The following is a 21,907-nucleotide window of genomic DNA, read 5'->3' as shown; positions in this document are numbered from 1 at the left end:
CTGTTAAAATGTGGTACAATTTGGATAAATTAAATCGGACAAGCGGAAGCACCGCTGATCGTGGAGATCATATCTCCTCAATCGGCGCGTGCTTTTTTTGTTTTCTCCGAATCGCGAAGGAGGCTGATGCATGAAAGTTGAGACGACCATTCGCATTGCCATTGTGCTCACCGTTATTAGCTTTGTTTTAATCGCCAGTGGCGTATATGCCATGGTTTCATGACTTAAATAGGGAATGGGAGGTAGGAATGAATAAAATTCAACTTTACGTCTTAGATGATGACATCGTTTACGCAGAGCGACTTGCTGCCTTCATACGATCTTCTGAGTTCGCTGAGAGAATTCAAGTGAGGCTTTTCTCGAAAATAGAATTGGTCATTGAGTTGCTTGAGAATCAGCATTTAGAAGGTGTTTTATTACTTTCCGAGGCATATTACCCCTCTTTGATGAATCGGAGTACATCCTTATGCAAAATGATTTTGAGTGAAACGATTGCAAATTCCAAAGAAGCGGAGACGAAGATTCCGTTCTTATATCGTTTTCAATCCCTGCACCAATTAATATCGCGCCTTCAGGCTTTTTATACGGAAAAGCATAGATTTAATGCGGGTCCTGGGACGAAAAGAACTAGAGTTCTATCTGTGTACAGCAGCAGCGGGAATAGTGGGAAAACGATGACCGCCATTCACATGGCAAAGCAGTTGTCTTTTCGTGGGGAACAGGTTTTTTATCTCAGCCTGGAGTTGGTCAGTTCAGCCTCTCAATGGCTTCAGGGGGATTTAGGACGATTTTCACAGCTTCTATACTACATGAAAAGCACGCCTGAGTTATTGGGACCTAAGCTGCAGCTGCTCAAATCCCACGATTCTAGGCTGCGAATTGATTATCTGACTCCCAAAGATCAAATCAGGGAGATGCAAGAAATGAGCGGTGAGCATGTCCGTCTGCTTATAGAATCATTGATCTCGTTGAACGAGTATGACTTTATCATTGTTGATTTAGAAGCTACAGTGCATCCGAGAATTGTAAAAAGTTTGGATGTCAGTGATCATATCATCTGGATTGTGCGGGACGATTTGAATGATATATATAAAACAGAGGCACTCCAGAAGCAAATGGGTTCCATGCAGAATGTACATTTCGTAATCAATAAATATACGGGCAAGCAAACGAATGATTTCTCAGTTTTGGGCAAGGAAATAACGTATAAGCTTCCATATATCCCCGAGTGGAAAGTTATAAGCACCCCAGAACAGATCTGGCACTCTGGCTTATTTTCAGAGCAGACGTATGACATGTTTACTGCTATACAAATAGGAAAAGGATATTCTTCTTCGGATAGGGAGGGGGCTGCTGCTTCATGAATCATGATTTGTTTCTCACATTGAAGCAGCAGATTAAGGAGAGGATTGATCTTTCCAGTACGGTCAGTGATGTCACATTAATTGAACTTATTGAGGAGTCCGTTTTCAGCGCAGCAGGAGAGCACGGTTGGACTTCAAGCGAGATGCAGGCTCTAGTAAAGCGAATTTTTGATTCATTTCGGGGCTTGGATATCCTTCAACCGCTGATCGATGATCCATCCGTGACAGAGATCATGGTCAATGGGCACGAGTGCATCTTTTTCGAAAGGAAGGGCGCCGTTGAGCGATATCCGTATCCATTGGAAAGTGCAGAGAAGCTAGAGGATCTCATTCAGATGATTGTTTCTAAAGTGAACCGGATTGTGAATCAGGCAACGCCAATCGTCGATGCACGTCTTCCTGATGGATCGAGGGTAAACATTGTACTTCCGCCAGCTTCCCTGAGTGGGCCGACCTTGACGATTCGTAAGTTCCCGGAAAATCCCCTGTTAATGGCGGATCTGATTGGTATGGGAAGTATTTCGGAGGAGGCAGCAGAAGTTTTACAAGTGATGGTTGAATCAGGCTTTAATGTCTTTATTGGCGGCGGAACAGGTTCAGGGAAGACGACATTTCTAAATGCACTAAGTGCTTGGATTCCCCCGCACGAACGCATCATTACGATCGAAGATTCTGCAGAGCTTCAGATACAAACTGTACCTAACTTGGTGCGAATGGAAACCAGAAATGCCAATACCGAAGGGAAAGGAGAGATCACGATTCGAGAGCTTATTCGTTCTTCGCTGCGAATGCGTCCGAACCGGATTATTGTTGGGGAGGTTCGTGGAGCGGAGGCACTAGATATGCTAGCTGCGATGAATACGGGGCATGACGGAAGTTTAAGCACGGGGCATGCGAACACATCCGTTGACATGCTCAGCCGGCTTGAGACGATGGTACTAAGTGGTGCCCCACTTCCTGTAGAGGTTATCCGTAAGCAAATTGCCTCTGCATTAGATGTTATGGTTCATGTAAGTAGAATTCGTGATCGTACCCGTAGAGTCACAGAAATTCATGAAGTACTTGGTGTGAAGGATGGTGAGGTCCAACTGCATCCCCTTTTCCTATTTGATGAAAAAGGCGAGACGGTGGATCGTAAGGTTATTGGTGAGCTCGCATATACCGGAAATCGACTGCACAACATGCACAAAATTCGAATGGCTGGCAAGAAGCTGCCAGAGTGGTTTGCGCAGGTTCAGGAAGAGCGTGATATAGTATGAAGATTTTGTTGCTTCTCCTCATTTGTGGAGCTTTCAGCTGGTTTTTTCTTTTGTATTTGGAACGCAGAAAAGGATCATCTAAGAAAGCTGAATCTCAGACCATCCAACAACCATCTACAATTAACCATTTGATTGACTATAGCCACTATCAGCTAACCTCCAAGGAAAAAGTAAGTGCTATCCTGATGCTTGCCTTACCAGCGTTCGTTGTAGGTTACATTTTCTACAAAAGCTTCGTTCTTGCTGCAGCATTGGCTGCTGTAGGCCTCGCATTTCCCCGTATACGCAAGCAGCAATTAATTCAATTACGTAAAAACAAACTGTATGTACAGTTTAAACAAGCACTAAGCTGCCTATCCTCCTCCATGACGGTTGGAAAGTCGATTGAAACAGCGTTTAGGGAGGCATTAGAGGATCTGAAAATGCTGTATCCAGACCCAGCTTGCCTGATCGTCGTTGAATTTAGTATTATCTGCCGAAAAGTAGAGAATGGGGAGCCCATTGAGGCTGCATTGAAAAATTTAGCGGATCGGAGTCATTTAGAAGATATAAAAAGCTTCACAGACGTTTTCTTAACTTGCAAGCGGACGGGGGGCAATCTGGTGGAGGTGATGAAACGAACTGCTACGGTGATTGGGGAAAAGCTTGAAATTTCACAGGATATATCCGTGATGATCGCACAGAAACGTTTTGAATCGAGGGTGCTGCTCTTTGCTCCGATCGTCATTGTTGCCGTGCTAGCGTTCTCTTCTCCGGAATACATGGTTCCTCTTTATACGGGCAGCGGTGTACTTATCATGTCAGCAAGCTTGGTGCTGCTTGGTGCTTGCTATGTACTCACTCAAAAAATCATGAATATCAAGGTGTAGCATGTGGATCACGATTGTATTTATTACTCAGATTGCCGTTTGTATTATTTTATTCCTATGGGGGCGAGTGCAATATGCTGAGATTATCAAAGCTCACCCTTATCCGTTCCAATTGAAGCTGCTGTTGCCTTACAGCTACTTGCTCATAGACAAGCTTAATTTAATGGAAAAATTACCCGATTTTACGGCAAAAGTACATCATAAATTAATCACACTGCATGGGAGAAGCTTCGCGGCACATGGAAGCAAATGGTTTCTGGCTGAGCTTATCTCAGCATCGACCTTATGCTTAGTGACCCTAACTCTGTTATCCGTTCTGGCCGGAGGAGATAGTTCTCTGTTCGGGTTTGGTTTGCTAGCTACTGCCATTATTCCCTTGAGCATGGTACGTGATTTAGATGCGAAAATCCGCAAGAAACAGCAGCTGATGATCCTTGAATTGCCTGAAATATTAAGTACAATCGTGCTGCTCGTAAACGCAGGAGAGACCGTAAATCGAGCGTGGATACGCTGTGTAGAGGCTCGACCGCACAAAGCACAAACACCACTGTATAAAGAACTGGCACAAGCCGTTCATGAGCTGGAGATGAATGTATCTTTTGCAAAAGTAATGGAGGATTTCAGCAAACGCTGTGCTCTTCATGAAGTGTCATTGTTTACTTCTACTCTTCTGCTGAACTATAAGCGAGGTGGTAGCGATTTTGTAGTCGCGCTTCACGCACTCTCGTTGGATCTTTGGCAAAGAAGGAAGTCGGTGTCACGAACATTAGGTGAAGAAGCTTCATCGAAGCTTGTATTTCCCATGGTTCTTATTTTCGTTGTCGTGATGGTCATTGTTGCGGCCCCAGCTTTACTTATGATGAAACAATAATGGAGGTATGTAGAGATGAAAATGGCGTTAGATTGGCTGAAACAGTTTTGGGAAGATGAAGAAGGATTAGGCACTTTGGAGATTTTATTGATCGTTGCTGTGCTTGTAGCTATAGCTATCATTTTCAGAAAATGGATTGTCTCGTGGTTTCAGAAGTTAATTGGGGATGCCAACTCTGATTTGAAAGACAACAGCGGGGTTGTTCCTTGTGCGCCTAGTCCAACAACTAGCTGTGCGCCATAGGCGTTTACAGAGTCTCCGTGTTAATGAGGAAGGCAGCTTTACTTTAGAAGCTTCTCTTGTATTTCCGCTGATTCTACTTTGTACGGTTACGCTTCTTTTTGTGGGTATGTATGCGTATCAGAACGTATTTCTTCAGCAGCTTGCGAGGACTGCGGCAGAGCGTATTGCCTTTACGTGGAATAACAGCCATAAAGATTTGGTGACAGGAGACTATAACCCCAGTGAAACAGATGGCCTTTATTGGAGACTTACACATGATAGTGTGACAGATTTATTCGGAATCCTGAGTGGAAGTGGTACAACAGAAGTCATTATTCCCTCGGGCAGTGCTAGTAGTCACGTGGAGAAAAAACTTGCCAAATCCTCAGCATTACTACCTCAGGGAGTGACGGGAACTGCAAAATACGCTAACTATCTTTTTGACCATCAGGTTGAGGTGAAATTGAAAAAGTCGTTTCTTATGCCGAAGCAGCTAAAGAGATGGTTGGATTCTGAGCAAACAACCGGCAGGGCAGTTTCACATGTTGTAGAGCCTGTTGAACTCATTCGGTTAACGGATATTACACGTACTTATTTCAAAGCGATCAAAGGCCGAATTTCCCCTCAAAAGGCTAGAGAAGCACTCGTAGAACCTATTCAGGATAACTTGTCCGGACCTAGTGTGTCGATCAAATCAGAGCGTCAAGCCGCGGCCTATTTGAAATCACTGGTTGGGGGTACAGAGGTCATTTTGACGACAACATCAGGAAAAAGCAGAACGATTGATGCGCTGGATGCTCGAGGTATTGGTCATCAAGCTTTTTACAATATGACGGAATTTCAGCTTCGCACCGAGCAAATGCCTAAGGATATAGAGCTCCTTGATCAAAGAACACAAGTGAAGGGCATCGTGTGGCACTTTTTCAAAAAAGATGCTAGCGGCAAAGGAATGCCGTCTAATTCATTTCGTAAGGAGCTGGAGCGCAAAGGGATTGTAGTTGTCATCCATAATTAGAAAGGGGGGAGTTTTTGAGGAAATTTGTTCGTTCAGAGAGAGGTGCAGTGTCTGTCTATCTGATTCTCATCATTGTGCCCATTTTCTTATTTCAAGCTGTACTCATTGATTTCGCAAGAATTAAGCTGGCTGAAAAAGAGACAGAATCAGCGGTCAAAGCTGCGGCGCGATCGGTTATGTCAGCTTACGATACAGAGCTGCAAGCGATGGGACTCTATGGTCTTGGCATTTCGCAGGAAGAAACGGAGGCGTTATTCCGAAAGGTTTTTGCAAGCAATTTGTCAGGTCAAGTGTCGCCAGGAGCATTTCTTTATGTGGATACAAGACCAGTAGAGAATGGCATGCGTGTTACCCCGGTGTACACATTGGCAAGTCATACGATTTTTGAGCGGCAGGTACTGGAGGATATGAAGATCAAGGCTCCCATCGAGTATACGCTTGAAATTACCGACAAGTTTCGGAAAAGCGGGACGAAAGCCCCTTTTCAGCTTGGGTCCCGGTTTTCCAAAGAAGCGGCGGAGCTTGAAAAACTCATTGATCAAAGAGAAAGCGCGCTAGATGAAGCTTGGCAGAACAGCGAAGAGCTGATTGAAGAAATATCGAAGTATCATGCTTATTATCAAAAACGCATCACCGAATTAGACGGATTAGCTGCCCAAATCGGCATTCATACAGCAGATGAAGTGAGAAGCGAAATCGTAGAAGTGAAAAATCAGCTGAAATCTATTCAAGATTCCATGAGAGATCTGGATATGTCAATAGCAGCGCTAAGCCAAGCTGGACCTGGCGCTGTGGCTGGCATACAATCCCTCGCAGCTTCTAAACAAATATTAGGGTCTCAGGCACAGGTCTTCGCCCAGAAGTTAAATGAGCTAGAAGCGTTGCTGCAACTGATCATTAAATACGCAGCACTCCTAGCTGCTACGAAGCTGGAGGTGCCGGCTAACGGAAGAGAAATCCAGCTATTACAGCAAACCATTGAACCAGCTCTACGATTAGCAAAGCAGCGAAATGACGAGATACGTACGAAATTAAATGGTATAGCTCAAAGTTCGGGAAGTGGGACACAAGGTGGGACCTCTGGTGCCTATGAAGTGTTTCAACATGTTTCTGTTATGGGTGATGATTATTTTTACAGATATCAGACAGCCATAGCCAGCATTAGTGCGTTATTTACTGCTTTCCAAGAAGTTGTTAACTCCGTATATCTATACACATCTGATAATACAAGTAGAGCAAACCTAGCGAATAATGCTTATTTTTCTGAATCTAGTGAATTCAATAAACAGCAAAGTGTTTTGGAAAAGACAAGAATGGACAAAAATGAGGCAACGGCAACGAATAAGCGTCAGCAAAAAAACAAGATTCAAGCCATTTTGGATCAAGCGAAACAATCAATCGGTTCTTGCAGCTTGCCGAATACTCAAAGTACTGACACTGAACTATACAAGCGCCTTCAGGGGGATGCCGGACAAGCAGCAGGGGATAAAGGATTGTACCAAAAGTATAGGGAAGCTAATGCTCAAGATACGATGGTTGGCAGCGAGATTGCTTATGATTTAGAGAAATCAGAACCTGTAAGCTTAAAAGCGATGGGGATGCTTGAGGCGTTTAATAACGCAGCGGAATCGATGAGAAATGAGCTTTATGTGAATGAATTTGCGCTTACGAAATTTAATTACCGCACATATGGATTGGAAAAAGACCCTGCAGGTCAGCCCAAATTATCCAATGAGCTGGTGGATCCAGGTTCGCATAAGTTGGCCAATCAAGAGGTGGAATATCTGTTATATGGATTTTCTTCTTGCGTTGCTAATATTTCGTCTGCCTATGCGGAAATGTTTGCATTCCGTATGGCGATCCGCACAGTAGAGGCACTCCTAGATCCGAAAAAAGAGCTGCTCGGTATAGGCTCACCTTTACTCGTGCTCTTGGCGGCTGCCGCGGAAGGCGCGCTGGAAGCTTTTCAAGACATGAACAAATTAACAAAAGGTGAAGCGGTAGATTTATCTGCGAAAATCACAACATCAGCTTTAAGTTTGACCTACAAAGACTATTTACGCATTTTTCTACTTTTACACAGTAAAAATACGAAACTTATGGCTAGAATGCAGGCACTTATCGAACTGGAAACGGGTAAGGATTTGGTTCAAGAAACGACGTATATTCAGGGAAACGGATCAAGCGAAGTAAGGTTGTGGTTTATCCCGCAAATTATGAAGCTGCTAGATGGAACTGGGCTGCTGGGGTGTAAAGTGCAAGGGAATCGGTGCCGATTCAGCAGTACTTCAGCTGTAGCTTATTGAAGAAAAGGGGGCTGTTTATGCTTCGAAAGTTTCACCATGAGCAGAAAGGCGGCATTGTGTTGGAGGCTTCTTTGGTGCTGCCCTTCTTTTTAGCCTTTGTGATTGGTCTGATCATATGTATTCAGATTGCCGTATTAGAAATGGAGCTGCAAGCCGGGGTATCGGAGGCAACAAAGTCGGTTGCCGGTCAATTATACCCAGTACGGCTTCTTGTCCAAGAAGCCAAATCGAAATTTGATCAGAGCCACTCAGGTGAAATGATGAGTTCAGTTGTAGATCGTGTACAAACGGCTCGAGATCAAGTGAAGAACACTGAGAATCTGGCCGATGAATATGCCGCTTACATTCCGAATTCACTCCTGGAGCTTGTTAAATGGGAAAAAGAAAAGCGTGAATTAGGAGAGGGGAAGGCTCAAGAAGAACTGGACGAGCTTTACGAAAGTCAAGTTAAACCGCGCATTCATGCTGCTTTCACACCGATTGTTTATGCATTTTGTAATCAAACAATCATGAAGAAAGAAAAATTTAAGGTCATTTCTGTGACCCTCCCGAGTATGGAAAGCGGTGGCAATGCTTTTTTTGGAATAGAAGCTCAAATGACCTATAAGCTTCCGCTGCCTTTTATAAGTCACACGATAATATTAAAGAAGAAGGCGTTTGAGCGGGCATGGATAGGCGCCTAAGAACCTTAAGAAACTTTTAGGAGGGACCTTTTTCCTTTGATTCATTTGATCTTATTTATACTTATAGCCATTGCATTTGTGATAGATGCACGCAAATCAATAATCCCAAATAAGGTTACTTTCTGTGGTACAATGTTTGGCTTCATATTCCACGCATGTACGGAGGGTTGGAGCGGTGTGTTTTTTGCTGTGATTGGTGCAATTACTGGTTTTACGGCTCTTCTTTTGCTTTATTTTTTTGGTGCTCTAGGTGCAGGTGATGTGAAGCTTTTTGCTGCAATTGGGGCGATAATGGGATTTACATTCGTCCTTCAATCTATGTTTTATGCCATTTTATGTGCTGGCGTTATCGGGCTTATCTTACTCTTTATTCGTAAACAGATGATAAAAACAGGTCATAAACTTGCCACATGGCTAGTTTCTTTTGTTGTATGTCAAGACATGGGCAGTCTGCTAGGCATGAAACATCAAAAAAACATGAAATTTCCGTTTATGTATGCAGTTGTACCGGGCGTTGCATTGACTTGGTATTATTCGTTTTTATGAGAGAGGTGAATCCATGACGCAAGAAGTATTTGGACTTCGTTATGAATTTGTATATCGACATGGTCATTATATGGTGTTGTATAAGGAAGATGGATTGGACTCAAAGAATCTCTCGACTTTGCAGGTCAGGATGCTTGAAGCCAATGATGTACCGAACCTTCTACCGCTAGAAATACAAGAGGTGGATTTCCGCATCAGTTTACTGTATAACTTGTCGGCTAAACGAATGCTGGCCCATGTTCTGAAGGTGGAGGGGTTGTCTAAACAGCATTTTGCAAAACTCATGTATGCAATTGTTTGTACACTAGGAGAAAGTAAAAATTACATGCTATTTGAATCAGGATACGTTTTGAAAGATAATTTCATCTTCATTGGCAGTGATTGGTCGGATGTATATCTGACTTATGTGCCGTTTGAACCTGTAAATGATGAAGAATCAGTCTTCAAGTCTCTTGAGTCTCTGATGAAACAACTCTCACAGAAATTAAACGATGATGAGAGGAGCATGGTGGTTTCGTGGATGGAGTCATTATCGCGGAATCAGAGCTTGCAAGGATATAAAGAGAATCTGCTAGCTCTGATGGACGAACAACCACTCGTGAAAGAAACTTATCCAACATCTAATCATGATAACGAGCAAGTTCCAGAAATTCGTCCTAGCATGCAAATGCCTCCTGTAAAAGAAAACGGTTTGCCTAAGCCACTTTGGAATCGGAATGAATTACATCAGCCAGCTATTCTAAATAACTCATTTGAGGAGCTTCAACCCAAAATTGAGGCGAATACGAAAGAAAGAAGTGAGGGACTTCCGGTTTCCTTTATCTCTTTATCGGGCCGATCACGAACGATAGTCCTTGCTGTTGTTGTTCTGCTAACCGCGTTTCTTTGGCAGAATTATTTTACATACCCATCTACAGGTACTTTGCAAATAACCTCAGGAATCTCGATTTTACTCATGACTGTTTGGTTTGTTATTCGATTTTTGGGATTACCGCGCTTTTTACGATACATAAAAGGAAGCAATGGTGTTAACCTGCCTATCTTCCCGGTTGTAGAAAAGCAGCAGGATCAAAAGCTAAAAGCACCATCACCTGAATCGACCAATATCCAAAATTATTATCAAAATTTACATATGCATACGACCTTGCTCACTCACAAAAAGCCAAACGCTACGGTTTTCCTTGGCCGGCTAATGAATCAACCGCTAGGAGCCAGGATTGAATGGCAAATCGAAGGCACGACTAAAACTGTTCCTCTGAATAACGATCATTTTACAATGGGCAGAGGCGATGCCAGTTTGAAGGTCGATTATGTTTTGGACGAAGCGGGAGCTTCCAGAATACATGCTGAAATAATTAAAAATGATGAGGGTTATGAGATTAAAGATACAGGTTCAACGAATGGGACCTATTTAAATGGCGAACCATTAGTTACTTATCAGTCCTATCCGTTGAAGGATGGGGACGAGATTCGAATTGTGCGGCAGGAGATTAAATTTCGAATGTGAGATTAAGACAATATCACGATCATTTGGCATTAACTGCGACGTCCCAAGGGGGACGTTTTTCTGCATAGTTTTGTATAAAAGCGAATGAATACGCTTCCCAGATGAATTTACCTATTCCTGTCTTGCATGAGCAGTGTTATAATAAGAAGTCGCGAGTATGTGCGATTATCTTCGAAATAGACAGGAGTTTGGAATTACGAGATGAGTCTTTTGACAATTGAAGATTTAAGCCATAGCTTTGGAGATCGTACGTTATTTAAAAATGTATCCTTCCGTCTGCTCGCTGGCGAGCGTGTCGGTATTGTTGGAGCTAATGGCGTGGGGAAATCCACGTTAATGAATATATTAACCGGAAAAGTTCTTAAAGATACAGGTAAGGTTGAATGGACGCCGCGCGTTCATTATGGATATTTGGACCAGCATTCCGTGTTAGAACCAGGCAAAACCATTCGCGATATTCTGCGCGATGCTTTTCTTCCTCTCTTTGAAGCGGAGAAGGAGATGATGGCGATTACCGAGAAAATGGGTGATGCCACACCGGAAGAGCTTGAGGTTCTTCTGGAGCAAATGGGCGAAATTCAAGAGCGTTTGGATATCGGCGGTTTCTATATGCTGGATGTGAAAATCGAAGAAATGGGTAACGGTCTTGGCCTTAATGCCATTGGTTTAGACCGTGATGTTACTTCCCTAAGCGGTGGACAACGGACGAAAGTTCTTTTGGCAAAACTACTTTTGGAGAAACCGACTGTTCTTCTCTTAGATGAGCCGACCAACTATTTGGACGTTGAGCATATTGAATGGTTGAAAATGTACCTTAAAGATTATCCGTTTGCCTTTATGTTGATTTCACATGACACTGAATTCATGAATGAAGTCGTAAACGTGGTATACCACTTGGAATTCACTAAGCTGACACGTTATACTGCGAATTATGAGAAATTCCTAGATATGGCTGAAATGAACAAAACTCAGCATATTGACGCTTATGAAAAGCAGCAAGAGTACATTAAAAAACAGGAAGATTTCATCGCGCGTAATAAAGCGAGGGCGTCAACGTCAACCCGTGCCAAGAGCCGGGAGAAACAACTTGATAAGATTGACCGAATTGAGCGTCCAGAGACGGCAATGAAACCGACTTTTGTGTTCAAGGAATCGCGTTCAAGCAGCAGAGTTGTTTTTGAAGCGGAAAACTTGGAAATCGGTTATGATCGTCCTCTTTTACCGAAGATGAATGTAACGATTGAGCGCGGCGAGAAAATTGCTATTGTCGGATGCAACGGTGTTGGTAAATCTACACTTCTCAAAACGATTCTTGGAAAGCTTGAGCCTTTCAACGGCAAAACATACCGCGGGGACTACTTGACTCCTGCCTATTTTGAACAAGAGGTAAAAGCACCGAGCATGACACCGATCGACGACGTATGGAACGAGTTCTCTTCGATGACTCAGAATGAAGTCAGAGGGGCACTTGCCCGAGTCGGGCTCAAAAATGAGCACATCACACGTGCTATGGGTAAGCTTAGCGGTGGTGAACAAGCGAAAGTAAGGCTTTGTAAACTGCTGATGAGAGAAAGTAACTGGTTGTTATTCGATGAGCCTACGAACCATTTGGACGTTGTTGCCAAAGAAGAGCTTCAAAGGGCTTTGAAAGAATATAAAGGTACCGTTCTGCTCGTTTGTCACGAACCTGAATTTTATGAAGGTTGGGTAACAAGAGTGTGGGATGTTGAAGAATGGTCTGCAAAAGTAACCAATTAGGGGGATTTCATTCATGTTAACTCACGTTGTGTTTTTTAAGCTCAAAGATCGCAGTCCGGAAGCGATTGAAGTAACAAAGGCTGTACTTACGAACATGGAAGGTAAAATTCCGGTCCTGCGGCATATCGAAGTTGGAACCGACATTTTGCATCTGGAACGTTCGTATGACATTGCTTTGATTACCAAATTTGATTCCTTAGAGGATCTCAAGGTATACGACACGCATCCCATTCATGAAGAAGTGAAGGCCCATATGAAGACAGTCCTTGATGGAACGTCCATTTGCGTTGATTTTGTAAGCTAATCTAGTTTGAAAAACATAGGGGAACAGTGTAGTATCACTAGAAGAGACTAGTTTGTGACTTATGTCATTAACTTGCTTATGAATCCTAGGCTGCACTGTTTTTTACCACATAGAAAGTATAAGTTTTCGGATCACGAAAACCGCTTTCTTATTGGCGATAAAACCTACCTCTAAACGCGGTCGCTCATCTTTGAATGGCCGAGGGTAGAGGTTTTCTCACGTCTTTAGAGGAAATCTAATAAATAGAAAAGGGAGGAATCCCGAGTGAAAACGAACTTAAATAAAGCTTATATGACAGAAATTTTAGAGCTCCTGCTGCGGACTCCAAGCCCAACAGGCTACACGCATCACATTATGCAAAAAGTTGAACAAGAAGTGAATAAGCTCGGATTTGAGCTTGCATATACGAATAAGGGCTGCGGCATCGTGACGATTCCTGGTACCCGCCAAGACCGCGTCATTGGCATTTCTGCGCATGTGGATACACTCGGCGCTATGGTGCGTTCGATCAAAGATAATGGCACTTTGAAAATCACTTCATTGGGCGGCTTTATGATGGGCGCTATTGAAAATGAATACGTTCAAATTCATACGCGCGATGAACGCGTTTATGATGGGACTATTCTGACGTCGAGGCCATCAGTGCATGTGTATGAAGACGCCAGAGAGTATAAACGTGATGAAGCCAATATGGAAGTGCGTATTGATGAGCTTGTGAAGACCAAGAAAGAGGTTCAAGATCTTGGCATTCGAGTGGGGGATTATATTTCATTCGATCCGCGCGTACAAGTGAAGGCAAATGGCTTCGTGAAGTCGCGTCATTTGGATGATAAGGCGAGTGTTGCTTCCTTATTTGGGCTTTTAAAGCTGATCAAAGATGAGGGCTTGAAACCTGAATTTACGATCAAGCTGTTCTTCTCCAATTATGAAGAGGTTGGTCATGGATCTTCCTTTATCCCTGACGATATTACAGATTTTATTGCTGTAGATATGGGTGCCCTTGGTGATGACTTGAGCGGAAGCGAGCGTGATGTATCGATTTGCGCGAAGGATTCCTCAGGTCCTTATGATTATCAGATGACTTCGAAAATGATTGAACTGGCTGAGAAGCTGGAAATCGGCTATGCCGTTGATATTTATCCGCGATACGGTTCAGATGCATCTGCCGCGCTTAGAGGTGGACGTGATATTCGTGCTGCGTTGGTGGGACCAGGTGTTCATGCGTCACATAGCATGGAAAGAACGCATATGGATGCTGTAGTGAATACAGCAGCTCTTCTTGCGGCCTATATCATGGAGCCAGCCCAAGCATGAATATACTTAGTGCAGTCAATATAACTAAAACATTCGGCGACAAGGTGCTGTTCGATGATATTTCGTTCACGGTGAACGAGAAGCAGCGCATCGGTCTCATTGGCGTGAACGGAACAGGCAAGTCCACGCTGCTGAAGCTGCTGGCGGGGCTGGAAACAGCGGATCGCGGCAAGCTCGTGCACGCGAACCATTTCCGTGTGGAATACTTGCCGCAGAACCCGGAGTTCGATCCGAACTCCACGGTTCTTGAGCAAGTATTCCACGGCGATACGCCGCTCATGAAGACGCTCCGCGACTATGAGCTTGCGCTTGCCGAATTGGAGCTCGATGCCTCCAATGAAAAGAAACAAACGCGGCTGTTCAGCACCCAGTCGCGCATGGATGAGCAAGGTGCCTGGGAAGCCAGCACCTTGGCCAAAACCGTGCTGATGAAGCTCGGCATCAGCGAGTTCGACAAGCCCGTCGGCCAGTTGTCCGGCGGTCAGCGTAAACGCGTTGCCATGGCGCGCGTTCTCATTGGGCCCGCCGATCTGCTCATCCTCGATGAGCCGACGAACCATATTGATAACGAGACGGCCATCTGGCTCGAGGAATTCCTCAGCAAATGGCGAGGCGCCTTGCTGCTCGTTACCCATGACCGGTACTTCCTAGAGCGGGTAACCACCCGCATTCTAGAGCTGGACCGGGGTAAGATCTACAGCTACGAGGGGAACTACGAGTGGTTCCTCGAGAAGAAGTCGGAGCGGATGGAGTCCGAAGCATCCAGCGAAGATAAGCGGCAGAATCTTTTGCGCCGCGAGCTGGCTTGGCTTCGTCGCGGCGCGAAGGCACGCACGACGAAACAGAAGGCGCGTATTGGGCGCGCCGAGGAATTGCGGGACCGCAAGGTCGACGGTCCCGGGGAGAAGCTTGACATGGCGCTGGCTGGCAGTCGCCTTGGCAAAAAGGTGATGGAGCTGGAAGACGTCACCAAAGCTTTCGAGAGCGGGAAGCCGCTTCTGAGCGGCTTCAGCTACATCGTGATGCCGAGGGATCGCCTCGGCATCATCGGTCCGAACGGCAGCGGCAAATCGACGCTGCTGAACATGCTCGCGGGGCGAATTCAGCCCGACAGCGGGACGATCGAGACCGGCACGACCGTGAAGCTTGCCTACTACACGCAAGAGAACGTCGAGATGGATGAGAAGATGCGCGTCATCGAGTACATCAAGGAGGCAGCGGAGCAGATCCGCACAGCTGATGGTGAGACTATTTCGGCGTCGCAAATGCTCGAACGCTTCCTCTTTTCGCCAACCCTGCAGTGGTCGCCAATCGGAAAGCTCTCCGGTGGTGAACGGCGCAGACTTTATTTGCTCCGTACACTTATGGGAGAACCAAACGTATTGCTTCTGGATGAGCCGACCAACGACTTGGATATCCAAACTTTGACCATACTGGAAGATTATCTGGATCAATTTCCTGGTGCCGTTATAACGGTTTCCCATGATCGATACTTTTTGGATCGTACGGTTTCGCATCTATTTGCTTTTGATGGCAAAGGGCAGATCGAGCCTTACATTGGTAACTACTCCGATTACTTGGAAGAGAAGCAGGAGCAGGCAGAAGCTGATCAGACTCGGAAAGAATTGATACGTAATGCAAGCTCTGCCAAGTCTACTAGTGGTCCCAACACAGCTTCAGCAGCCGTTATTAGCAGTCCTGCGGCAGCAGGGGGCACATCGAATGCGAACCGTCCTAAGAAGCTAACTTTCAAAGAACAGAAGGAATGGGACGAAATTGAGGGTACGATAGCTTCTCTGGAAGACAAAGCGGCTAGCTTGAAAAAGCAAATTGAAGCGGCAGGCAGCGACTTTGACCGTGTTCGCGAGCTTTATGAGCAAGAGCAGCAAACGGCAGTGGATTTGGAAGCGGCGATGGAAAGATGGACTTATTTATCCGAGTTGCTAGAGGAAATAGAACGAAACAAGTAGGAGAGACTTCTCTCTTCGATCAGGGATCCCAAAAAGGAGAGACTTTAATCTTCGATTAAAGATCCCTATATATGATATGATAGAACAAACTACTATAAAGGCAGGTATGTACTAAACATGATTAATGTTAATAACGTGACGCTTCGTTACGGCAAGAGAGCCCTATTCGAGGACGCCAATATCAAATTTACACCGGGTAACTGCTACGGACTAATCGGAGCAAATGGTGCCGGTAAATCAACTTTTCTGAAAATTCTTTCCGGTGAAATTGAGCCTAACACAGGCGAAGTCAACATTACACCTGGTGAAAGAATGGCTGTATTGAAACAAAACCATTACGAGTTTGACGAAATCGAAGTGTTGAAAACCGTCATGATGGGTCATGCTCGCTTGTTTAAAATTATGGAAGAGAAAGATGCTTTGTATGCCAAAGCTGATTTTACTGAAGAAGATGGCATGAAAGCCGCTGAACTCGAAGGTGAATTCCAGGATCTAGATGGCTGGCAAGCAGAATCGGATGCGGCTGAGCTTCTCATCGGTCTTGGTATCCCGACTTCCATACATGACACGAAAATGAAAGACCTTGATGGCAATGAGAAAGTACGTGTCCTCTTAGCGCAAGCCTTGTTCGGTAATCCGAATATTTTGCTGCTGGATGAGCCTACCAACCATTTGAACTTAGAGTCCATTCGTTGGCTGGAGAACTTCCTTTCCCGCTTTGAAGGCACTGTTATCGTTGTATCCCATGATCGTCACTTCCTGAACCAAGTATGTACGCATATTGCGGATATTGATTTTGGTAAAATTCAAATGTACGTCGGTAACTACGACTGGTGGTATGAGTCCAGCCAACTGGCACTTCGTTTGACGAGAGACGCGAACAAGAAAACCGAAGAAAAACGTAAAGAGTTGGAAGCCTTTATCGCACGATTTAGCGCGAATGCCTCCAAATCGAAACAAGCTACATCCCGTAAAAAACAACTCGAGAAGCTTACTCTTGAAGATATTAGACCATCCAGCCGTAAATATCCGTTCATTCACTTCAAAGGTGAGCGTGAAGCGGGTAAGCAGCTGCTGGCTGTTGAGAAATTGTCCAAAACGATTGATGGCGTAAAAGTGTTAGACAATATATCGTTTACGATCAATAAAGGGGATAAAGTTGCCTTCGTTGGTCCGGACGGGATCGCCAAAACGACGCTCTTCAAAATCCTGATGGGTGAAATGGAAGCTGATGAGGGTACGTACACATGGGGGATTACAACTTCCCAAGCTTACTTCCCTAAAGACAGCCAAGACTATTTCAACTCTGATTTAACTTTGGTGGATTGGCTACGTCAATACTCCAAAGACCAAGATGAATCTTTCTTACGCGGCTTCCTAGGCCGTATGCTGTTCTCAGGCGAAGAAGCGCTGAAGAAAGCAAACGTGCTATCGGGTGGAGAGAAAGTACGCTGCATGTTCTCCAAAATGATGCTAAGCGGATCCAATGTCCTCATTCTTGATGAGCCTACGAACCACTTGGATCTGGAGTCCATTACAGCACTTAACAATGGTCTTGTTGACTTCGACGGAACGATTCTATTCGTCTCCCATGACCATCAGTTCATCCAAACGATTGCTACACGCATTATGGAAATCACGCCTAAAGGACTCATCGATAAAATGTTCACTTATGATGAATACCTAGAAAGCGAAGACGTGCAAAAACAACGCGAAGCACAATACGCGTAATGATAAATGAAAAGCGCCCTGATGTATTACTCTCAGGGCGCTTTTGCCTACGCAAAGCGACGTTTTAGCTGCCGCCAGTACGACGGCGTTGATTGTTTACTTTTTTAGTCATTTGACTTTTGCCGCTTTGATTATTGTTTCCCGCTTGTTTCGGGTTTGCGCGTGCAGCGGCTTGATCCGCTTTCTTCTGGGCTAGTTTCTGCTTAATGGCATCAGCTAAACTAACCTTTTTTGGGCCTTGTTCTTCACCTAATTGATCTTGAGGCTTGTCTGACATAGGAACACCTTCTTTACGTGGTATGCTTTTAGTATAATCGAATCTAAGAAAAGATGAAAGAAGGTGTAGGGGATGTTTGATCCAACGATCTATGACAATATTAAGGTTGTGCTCGAGGGAGCTGTCTATGACTTGGATTTGGACGGTAAAATTATCATCACACGACGGCAGGATCAAGTTGATCTATCCTCGATGTCACGCACTTATGCGATTGAATTTGCCCGAAAGATCGATAAACCAAGCAAAGCCGAAATTAACCTGCATGTTCATTTAAGTGATTTAGCAGCTGAAATTTTAGAAAATCCAACAGCCAAGCCAGGCTGTACGTTGGCCATTAAGCTTTTTACCAAAGTTAAGGACCCAGATATCGAGTGCCCTTATATCGAAGAACAATTAGGTGCCATTTGGGAGCAGCGTCCCCAAGTCATTCAGCTACTTTCTTATGAATATGGTCTACATCCAATTTCCTATCATAATCAAATCACATTATCCTTTGGACGCAAAGTAGATGAGAGTCAAATTGATGATTTCCCTCATCTCATCGCTTATGCCGTAGATAGTTTAGCTTGGTTGGATGAAAGAGGGACTTAGGATGCAAGAATTATCCCAACAGGAGCTATTAGACCGAGTAGGCCGAACGCAAGAGGGTTCTTTTGCTGTATTTCTGTATACACCTCTGTGCGGTACATGCAAAGTTACGGAGAGAATGCTAGATATCATTATGACGATGCAGCCAACCTTACCGCTTGTGAAGAGCAATATTAACTTTCTCCCGCAAATAAGCCGCGAGTGGCAAATTACAAGTGTACCGTGTATAGTCATCATAGAATCGGGAAAAGAGAAAGAATTTATGTACCGCATGCAGTCGGTGGATGAGCTGTATCGCAAACTGCTACCACTTAATCGCAAGTGAAATTAGAGGAGACTGGAGTTGTTGACTAATGAGTAATTTTCAAATAGGAGATCGTGTAACGGCTGAGTATAAAACAGGTGCTTATTTCGGTGAGATTGTGGAGATGACCAATTCCATGAAAGCGGCAGTCCGAATCTTGGCTGTAAAGGAGCATCCGACACAGGGAGATTTACATAACCCGATGGATCCAAGTGTAGCTTTTTTTCATCAACGACGTGCATTGTCAAATCAAGAAATTGCCTTAATGCCTATATCCACCATTCGTCCTTATGCAGGTCAGATTCCGGAATACCAAGATTCTCTGAAGAGAGCGCTGATGGCGCAAATCAGTAAGCTGTCGGAGATGGAAGCGTGGGCCCGACGCTCTCTGCAGGAACTTGATCAGTTACAGAAAGAATATTTTCCAACAAAAGATTAAGAAACTTCCAGATACAATTTCGTACCGTCGTTATATTTGAAAATGGCGACATCACCAATGATCTCGATCATCGAGATCATTTTTAATTTTTTGCGAAATTCAAAATTCAGCTCAAGTTCCTTAAGTTTACTGGACAACAATTCCATATGTGATCGTTTATGTGTGAAATTAAGCACGGGGATGGATTTGCTTTTGAATCTAATGGTTAATGCTTGCATGTTAAGCCCTCCTTCGAGTTTTCCTTGGGAAAACTAACCTCGTAAGCCTTCGCTTACCACTGGTCTACTTATTTAGGATACATTTCAAATGTTAGATATGTTTGGGCTAAATTATTAAAAAAGTTTTAGCAACTTATTATATGTAAAGACTAGCCCAAAGTGGGCTAGTTCCATAAACATTAATTACAGTGTCTACAACGGACAAGACGAATGATTCTAATAATAGCGAAAGGAATACGAATAATCACGAATCGACCAATGACAGGATTGAAGACTCTCAATCGGAGGAAAGTGCGATGAGCACTAACCAAACAACCGGTGAATGTCCCTGCTAAAGATTCAACAACGACGACTCTACCCTCAAATCTGTGAGCAAGCTCACGAATGGATCTGCGTTTATGATGAGGAAAACATTTCGTTGAATGCAGCGTGCGCTCCATTTGACGTCACCTCCTTTTCATCACGATGAGATAGTATATGCTTGCCCTATGGGGAAGGATTGGACGAAATGACCTGCACAATTGTTGTTGCGGTGAGTGTTAACGGCATTTATAATGAGATAGATTGAAAACAATCAAGTTCTGGGGGTTACTGAAATGACAGAAGGAAAACCAATTCGTATAGGGATTATAGGTTCCGGAAATATCGGAAATGTACATATGGAAGTGCTGAAGAAAGTGCCAGAGGCCGAAATCACCGCCGTTACAGATGTATATTTACCACTTGCTGAAGCTAGAGCCAAAGAACATAACATAGAACGTGTTTATGAAAGTACGGACAAGCTGCTTTCTGACCCATCCATAGATGCGGTAATCATTGCAGTGTCCAATGAATGGCATGCGCCTATTGCGATACAAGCGTTAGAGGCTGGTAAGCACGTCATGCTCGAAAAGCCAATGGCACTAAATCTCGCTTCGGCTAGGCAAATTGTTGAAGCGGAGCGCAAAGCGGGTAAAATTCTGATGATTCCGCACCAACTGCGTTGGGATGCCTTATCACTAGCTGTGAAACAGCAGGTTGAGAAAGGTGCGCTTGGCCATATTTATCATGCAAAAGCAGGCTGGTTAAGACGCAAAGGGATTCCGGGCTGGGGAACTTGGTTTACGCAAATGGGGAAATCCGGCGGCGGACCTCTGATTGATCTTGGTGTGCATATGTTGGATTTATCTTTATACTTGATGGGAAATCCGAAACCTATATCGGTCTATGGAGCAACCTACGCTGAATTCGGTCCGCGTAAAAAAGGGATTGGATCATGGGGGGCACCCAACTGGGATGGTCAATATGATGTGGAGGATTTGGCAACGGCTCTGATTAAATTTGACAATGGCGCTTCCTTATCTCTGGATGTAAGTTGGGCAGCTCTCATTGAAACAGATAACCAACCTTATGTGCAGCTTCTTGGAAGCGAAGGTGGGGCCTCAATTCGCGGAACGAAAGGGAAGCTGTTCGCAGAAATGTTTGACCGTGAAGCTGATATTGACCTCACTGTGCCTGAATTCGATGAAGGACCTCGTGTCCGTATGGCGAGACATTTCTTATCGTGTATCGAAAGCGGCTTACAGCCGTTGACATCCGTCATGACGGGCTATACGAATAACTTGATCTTGGATGCGATCTACCGTTCGTCGCAAACGGGTAATGAAGTGAAATTGGACTGGGACATCGAGTAGACAGGGGCTGCAGGTAGTGAATTGGGAGTTATTTAGTATCATCGGAACGATTGCATTCGCGGTGAGTGGTGCCATAGTTGCGATGGAAGAAGAATATGATATATTAGGCGTCTATGTACTCGGACTTGTCACGGCTTTCGGCGGCGGAGTCATACGTAACTTACTGATAGGTAAACCGATTGTCCTGCTATGGGAGCAAGGTCTATATTTTCAAATTGCTTTGTTTGCAATGACACTTGTGTTCTTTATGCCTGTTCGATTCATACGATTATGGAAAACTTGGGAAGCTTTCTTTGATGCGATTGGTTTGGCTGCTTTTTCCATTCAAGGTGCGCTGTATGCAACGAATATGGGACATCCGCTTAGTGCCATTATTGTTGCTGCTGTACTGACTGGAATTGGCGGAGGGATGGTTCGGGATGTCTTGGCGGGACGTAAGCCGCTCGTGCTCAAGGATGAAATTTATGCCGTCTGGGGCATGCTGGCAGGCGCGCTGGTCGGACTTGGTTGGACGCAAGGCGCTTGGCAGTTAGCTGTCCTATTTTTGCTAATCGTGGTTCTGAGAATGTTATCGGTCTTCTATAAATGGAAACTGCCCAAACGCTCCTTACGGGGTGCCACTCTTGAGGCAACACGCAGATCCGATTCGTAGCCTCGAGCTATCTAAAGTTCGAAAGGGGATGTTTATA

General features: G+C 44.5%; 23 protein-coding genes. 20 read left to right on the top strand and 3 right to left on the bottom strand.

Translation table 11 applies throughout. From position 1 onward, the window contains the following. Nucleotides 1-248 precede the first annotated feature (248 nt). The 15 genes from AC58UU_RS25985 (at nucleotide 249) to AC58UU_RS25915 (ending at nucleotide 17,719) form a co-directional block, all read left to right on the top strand. Entirely contained in the window at nucleotides 249-1,364 is a 1,116-nt protein-coding gene (locus AC58UU_RS25985) for a nucleotide-binding protein (protein WP_497319989.1), read from the top strand. Beyond that, nucleotides 1,361-2,623 (top strand): TadA family conjugal transfer-associated ATPase, encoded by a 1,263-nt coding sequence (locus AC58UU_RS25980; RefSeq protein WP_497319987.1) that lies wholly within the window; start codon nucleotides 1,361-1,363, stop codon nucleotides 2,621-2,623. The genes AC58UU_RS25985 and AC58UU_RS25980 overlap by 4 nt, the downstream gene beginning before the upstream one ends. After that, entirely contained in the window at nucleotides 2,620-3,492 is an 873-nt protein-coding gene (locus AC58UU_RS25975; RefSeq protein WP_497319985.1) for a type II secretion system F family protein, read from the top strand. The genes AC58UU_RS25980 and AC58UU_RS25975 overlap by 4 nt, the downstream gene beginning before the upstream one ends. A 1-nt stretch (nucleotide 3,493) precedes the next feature. Then, entirely contained in the window at nucleotides 3,494-4,363 is an 870-nt protein-coding gene (locus AC58UU_RS25970) for a type II secretion system F family protein (protein WP_497319984.1), read from the top strand. Nucleotides 4,364-4,378: 15 nt separating this feature from the next. Then, nucleotides 4,379-4,606: a Flp1 family type IVb pilin gene (locus tag AC58UU_RS25965; protein ID WP_497319983.1), complete on the top strand. Its 228-nt coding sequence runs from the start codon at nucleotides 4,379-4,381 to the stop codon at nucleotides 4,604-4,606. Further along, nucleotides 4,572-5,600 carry a TadE family protein gene (locus tag AC58UU_RS25960; RefSeq protein WP_497319982.1) on the top strand — a complete coding sequence of 343 codons (1,029 nt, stop codon included), beginning with the start codon at nucleotides 4,572-4,574 and terminating at the stop codon, nucleotides 5,598-5,600. The genes AC58UU_RS25965 and AC58UU_RS25960 overlap by 35 nt, the downstream gene beginning before the upstream one ends. A 14-nt stretch (nucleotides 5,601-5,614) precedes the next feature. Continuing rightward, a complete protein-coding gene (locus tag AC58UU_RS25955; RefSeq protein ID WP_497319981.1) occupies nucleotides 5,615-7,906 on the top strand; it encodes a TadE/TadG family type IV pilus assembly protein in 2,292 nt (763 codons plus the stop codon). 17 nt (nucleotides 7,907-7,923) lie between these two features. After that, nucleotides 7,924-8,589 carry a TadE/TadG family type IV pilus assembly protein gene (locus tag AC58UU_RS25950; protein WP_497319979.1) on the top strand — a complete coding sequence of 222 codons (666 nt, stop codon included), beginning with the start codon at nucleotides 7,924-7,926 and terminating at the stop codon, nucleotides 8,587-8,589. A gap of 36 nt (nucleotides 8,590-8,625) precedes the next feature. Then, the gene (locus AC58UU_RS25945; protein ID WP_497319977.1) at nucleotides 8,626-9,135 is read left to right on the top strand and encodes an A24 family peptidase; all 510 of its coding nucleotides are present in this window, start codon (nucleotides 8,626-8,628) and stop codon (nucleotides 9,133-9,135) included. Between the two features lie 13 nt (nucleotides 9,136-9,148). Continuing rightward, on the top strand, nucleotides 9,149-10,642 hold the full coding sequence (locus AC58UU_RS25940) for a DUF6382 domain-containing protein (protein WP_497319976.1): 1,494 nt from the start codon (nucleotides 9,149-9,151) through the stop codon (nucleotides 10,640-10,642). Nucleotides 10,643-10,843: 201 nt separating this feature from the next. Further along, nucleotides 10,844-12,400, top strand: a complete 1,557-nt coding sequence (locus AC58UU_RS25935; RefSeq protein ID WP_497319974.1) for an ABC-F family ATP-binding cassette domain-containing protein — start codon at nucleotides 10,844-10,846, stop codon at nucleotides 12,398-12,400. A 13-nt stretch (nucleotides 12,401-12,413) separates the two neighbouring features. Beyond that, a complete protein-coding gene (locus AC58UU_RS25930) occupies nucleotides 12,414-12,704 on the top strand; it encodes a Dabb family protein (RefSeq protein ID WP_497319972.1) in 291 nt (96 codons plus the stop codon). 264 nt (nucleotides 12,705-12,968) lie between these two features. Continuing rightward, the gene (locus AC58UU_RS25925; protein ID WP_497319970.1) at nucleotides 12,969-14,018 is read left to right on the top strand and encodes a M42 family metallopeptidase; all 1,050 of its coding nucleotides are present in this window, start codon (nucleotides 12,969-12,971) and stop codon (nucleotides 14,016-14,018) included. Next, nucleotides 14,015-15,988 (top strand): ABC-F family ATP-binding cassette domain-containing protein, encoded by a 1,974-nt coding sequence (locus tag AC58UU_RS25920; RefSeq protein WP_497319969.1) that lies wholly within the window; start codon nucleotides 14,015-14,017, stop codon nucleotides 15,986-15,988. The genes AC58UU_RS25925 and AC58UU_RS25920 overlap by 4 nt, the downstream gene beginning before the upstream one ends. Nucleotides 15,989-16,105: 117 nt before the next feature. Further along, nucleotides 16,106-17,719: an ABC-F family ATP-binding cassette domain-containing protein gene (locus tag AC58UU_RS25915; RefSeq protein ID WP_307442170.1), complete on the top strand. Its 1,614-nt coding sequence runs from the start codon at nucleotides 16,106-16,108 to the stop codon at nucleotides 17,717-17,719. 64 nt (nucleotides 17,720-17,783) lie between these two features. Here the strand turns inward: AC58UU_RS25915 and AC58UU_RS25910 are convergent, their stop codons facing one another. Next, entirely contained in the window at nucleotides 17,784-17,996 is a 213-nt protein-coding gene (locus AC58UU_RS25910) for a hypothetical protein (protein ID WP_497319968.1), read from the bottom strand. A gap of 72 nt (nucleotides 17,997-18,068) precedes the next feature. Between AC58UU_RS25910 and AC58UU_RS25905 the strand changes: the two genes are divergently transcribed. The 3 genes from AC58UU_RS25905 to kapB are packed head-to-tail and all read left to right on the top strand — an operon-like array spanning nucleotide 18,069 to nucleotide 19,327. Beyond that, on the top strand, nucleotides 18,069-18,587 hold the full coding sequence (locus tag AC58UU_RS25905) for a hypothetical protein (RefSeq protein WP_497319967.1): 519 nt from the start codon (nucleotides 18,069-18,071) through the stop codon (nucleotides 18,585-18,587). A 1-nt stretch (nucleotide 18,588) separates the two neighbouring features. Then, a complete protein-coding gene (locus AC58UU_RS25900) occupies nucleotides 18,589-18,909 on the top strand; it encodes a thioredoxin family protein (protein ID WP_497319966.1) in 321 nt (106 codons plus the stop codon). A 28-nt stretch (nucleotides 18,910-18,937) separates the two neighbouring features. Continuing rightward, entirely contained in the window at nucleotides 18,938-19,327 is a 390-nt protein-coding gene (gene kapB / locus AC58UU_RS25895) for a kinase-associated lipoprotein KapB (RefSeq protein WP_497319965.1), read from the top strand. Here kapB and AC58UU_RS25890 read toward each other — a convergent pair. Further along, nucleotides 19,324-19,545 (bottom strand): hypothetical protein, encoded by a 222-nt coding sequence (locus AC58UU_RS25890; protein ID WP_497319963.1) that lies wholly within the window; start codon nucleotides 19,543-19,545, stop codon nucleotides 19,324-19,326. The genes kapB and AC58UU_RS25890 overlap by 4 nt on opposite strands. 179 nt (nucleotides 19,546-19,724) lie before the next feature. Continuing rightward, a complete protein-coding gene (locus AC58UU_RS25885; RefSeq protein WP_497319961.1) occupies nucleotides 19,725-19,985 on the bottom strand; it encodes a hypothetical protein in 261 nt (86 codons plus the stop codon). A gap of 156 nt (nucleotides 19,986-20,141) precedes the next feature. On the opposite strand from AC58UU_RS25885, the gene AC58UU_RS25880 reads away from it, so the two are divergent. Both AC58UU_RS25880 and AC58UU_RS25875 read left to right on the top strand, forming a co-directional pair. Continuing rightward, complete coding sequence (locus AC58UU_RS25880) at nucleotides 20,142-21,218, top strand: Gfo/Idh/MocA family protein (RefSeq protein ID WP_497319960.1); 1,077 nt, start codon at nucleotides 20,142-20,144, stop codon at nucleotides 21,216-21,218. Nucleotides 21,219-21,234: 16 nt separating this feature from the next. After that, on the top strand, nucleotides 21,235-21,870 hold the full coding sequence (locus AC58UU_RS25875; RefSeq protein ID WP_497319958.1) for a trimeric intracellular cation channel family protein: 636 nt from the start codon (nucleotides 21,235-21,237) through the stop codon (nucleotides 21,868-21,870). The last annotated feature ends 37 nt before the right edge of the window (nucleotides 21,871-21,907 follow it).

This window comes from Paenibacillus sp. JT22N1, from assembly GCF_059692155.1.
The sequence above is the reverse complement of the archived record's forward strand: the minus strand, read 5'-3'. Positions and strand labels throughout refer to the sequence as shown.

What these genes read in the sequence shown, in the direction of transcription:
- AC58UU_RS25985 (WP_497319989.1), top strand. Translation starts at nt 249, where the DNA reads ATGAATAAAATTCAACTTTACGTCTTAGATGATGACATCGTTTACGCA.
- AC58UU_RS25980 (WP_497319987.1), top strand. Translation starts at nt 1,361, where the DNA reads ATGAATCATGATTTGTTTCTCACATTGAAGCAGCAGATTAAGGAGAGG.
- AC58UU_RS25975 (WP_497319985.1), top strand. Translation starts at nt 2,620, where the DNA reads ATGAAGATTTTGTTGCTTCTCCTCATTTGTGGAGCTTTCAGCTGGTTT.
- AC58UU_RS25970 (WP_497319984.1), top strand. Translation starts at nt 3,494, where the DNA reads ATGTGGATCACGATTGTATTTATTACTCAGATTGCCGTTTGTATTATT.
- AC58UU_RS25965 (WP_497319983.1), top strand. Translation starts at nt 4,379, where the DNA reads ATGAAAATGGCGTTAGATTGGCTGAAACAGTTTTGGGAAGATGAAGAA.
- AC58UU_RS25950 (WP_497319979.1), top strand. Translation starts at nt 7,924, where the DNA reads ATGCTTCGAAAGTTTCACCATGAGCAGAAAGGCGGCATTGTGTTGGAG.
- AC58UU_RS25940 (WP_497319976.1), top strand. Translation starts at nt 9,149, where the DNA reads ATGACGCAAGAAGTATTTGGACTTCGTTATGAATTTGTATATCGACAT.
- AC58UU_RS25935 (WP_497319974.1), top strand. Translation starts at nt 10,844, where the DNA reads ATGAGTCTTTTGACAATTGAAGATTTAAGCCATAGCTTTGGAGATCGT.
- AC58UU_RS25930 (WP_497319972.1), top strand. Translation starts at nt 12,414, where the DNA reads ATGTTAACTCACGTTGTGTTTTTTAAGCTCAAAGATCGCAGTCCGGAA.
- AC58UU_RS25920 (WP_497319969.1), top strand. Translation starts at nt 14,015, where the DNA reads ATGAATATACTTAGTGCAGTCAATATAACTAAAACATTCGGCGACAAG.
- AC58UU_RS25915 (WP_307442170.1), top strand. Translation starts at nt 16,106, where the DNA reads ATGATTAATGTTAATAACGTGACGCTTCGTTACGGCAAGAGAGCCCTA.
- AC58UU_RS25910 (WP_497319968.1), bottom strand. Translation starts at nt 17,996, where the DNA reads ATGTCAGACAAGCCTCAAGATCAATTAGGTGAAGAACAAGGCCCAAAA.
- AC58UU_RS25905 (WP_497319967.1), top strand. Translation starts at nt 18,069, where the DNA reads ATGTTTGATCCAACGATCTATGACAATATTAAGGTTGTGCTCGAGGGA.
- AC58UU_RS25900 (WP_497319966.1), top strand. Translation starts at nt 18,589, where the DNA reads ATGCAAGAATTATCCCAACAGGAGCTATTAGACCGAGTAGGCCGAACG.
- kapB (WP_497319965.1), top strand. Translation starts at nt 18,938, where the DNA reads ATGAGTAATTTTCAAATAGGAGATCGTGTAACGGCTGAGTATAAAACA.
- AC58UU_RS25890 (WP_497319963.1), bottom strand. Translation starts at nt 19,545, where the DNA reads ATGCAAGCATTAACCATTAGATTCAAAAGCAAATCCATCCCCGTGCTT.
- AC58UU_RS25885 (WP_497319961.1), bottom strand. Translation starts at nt 19,985, where the DNA reads ATGGAGCGCACGCTGCATTCAACGAAATGTTTTCCTCATCATAAACGC.
- AC58UU_RS25880 (WP_497319960.1), top strand. Translation starts at nt 20,142, where the DNA reads ATGACAGAAGGAAAACCAATTCGTATAGGGATTATAGGTTCCGGAAAT.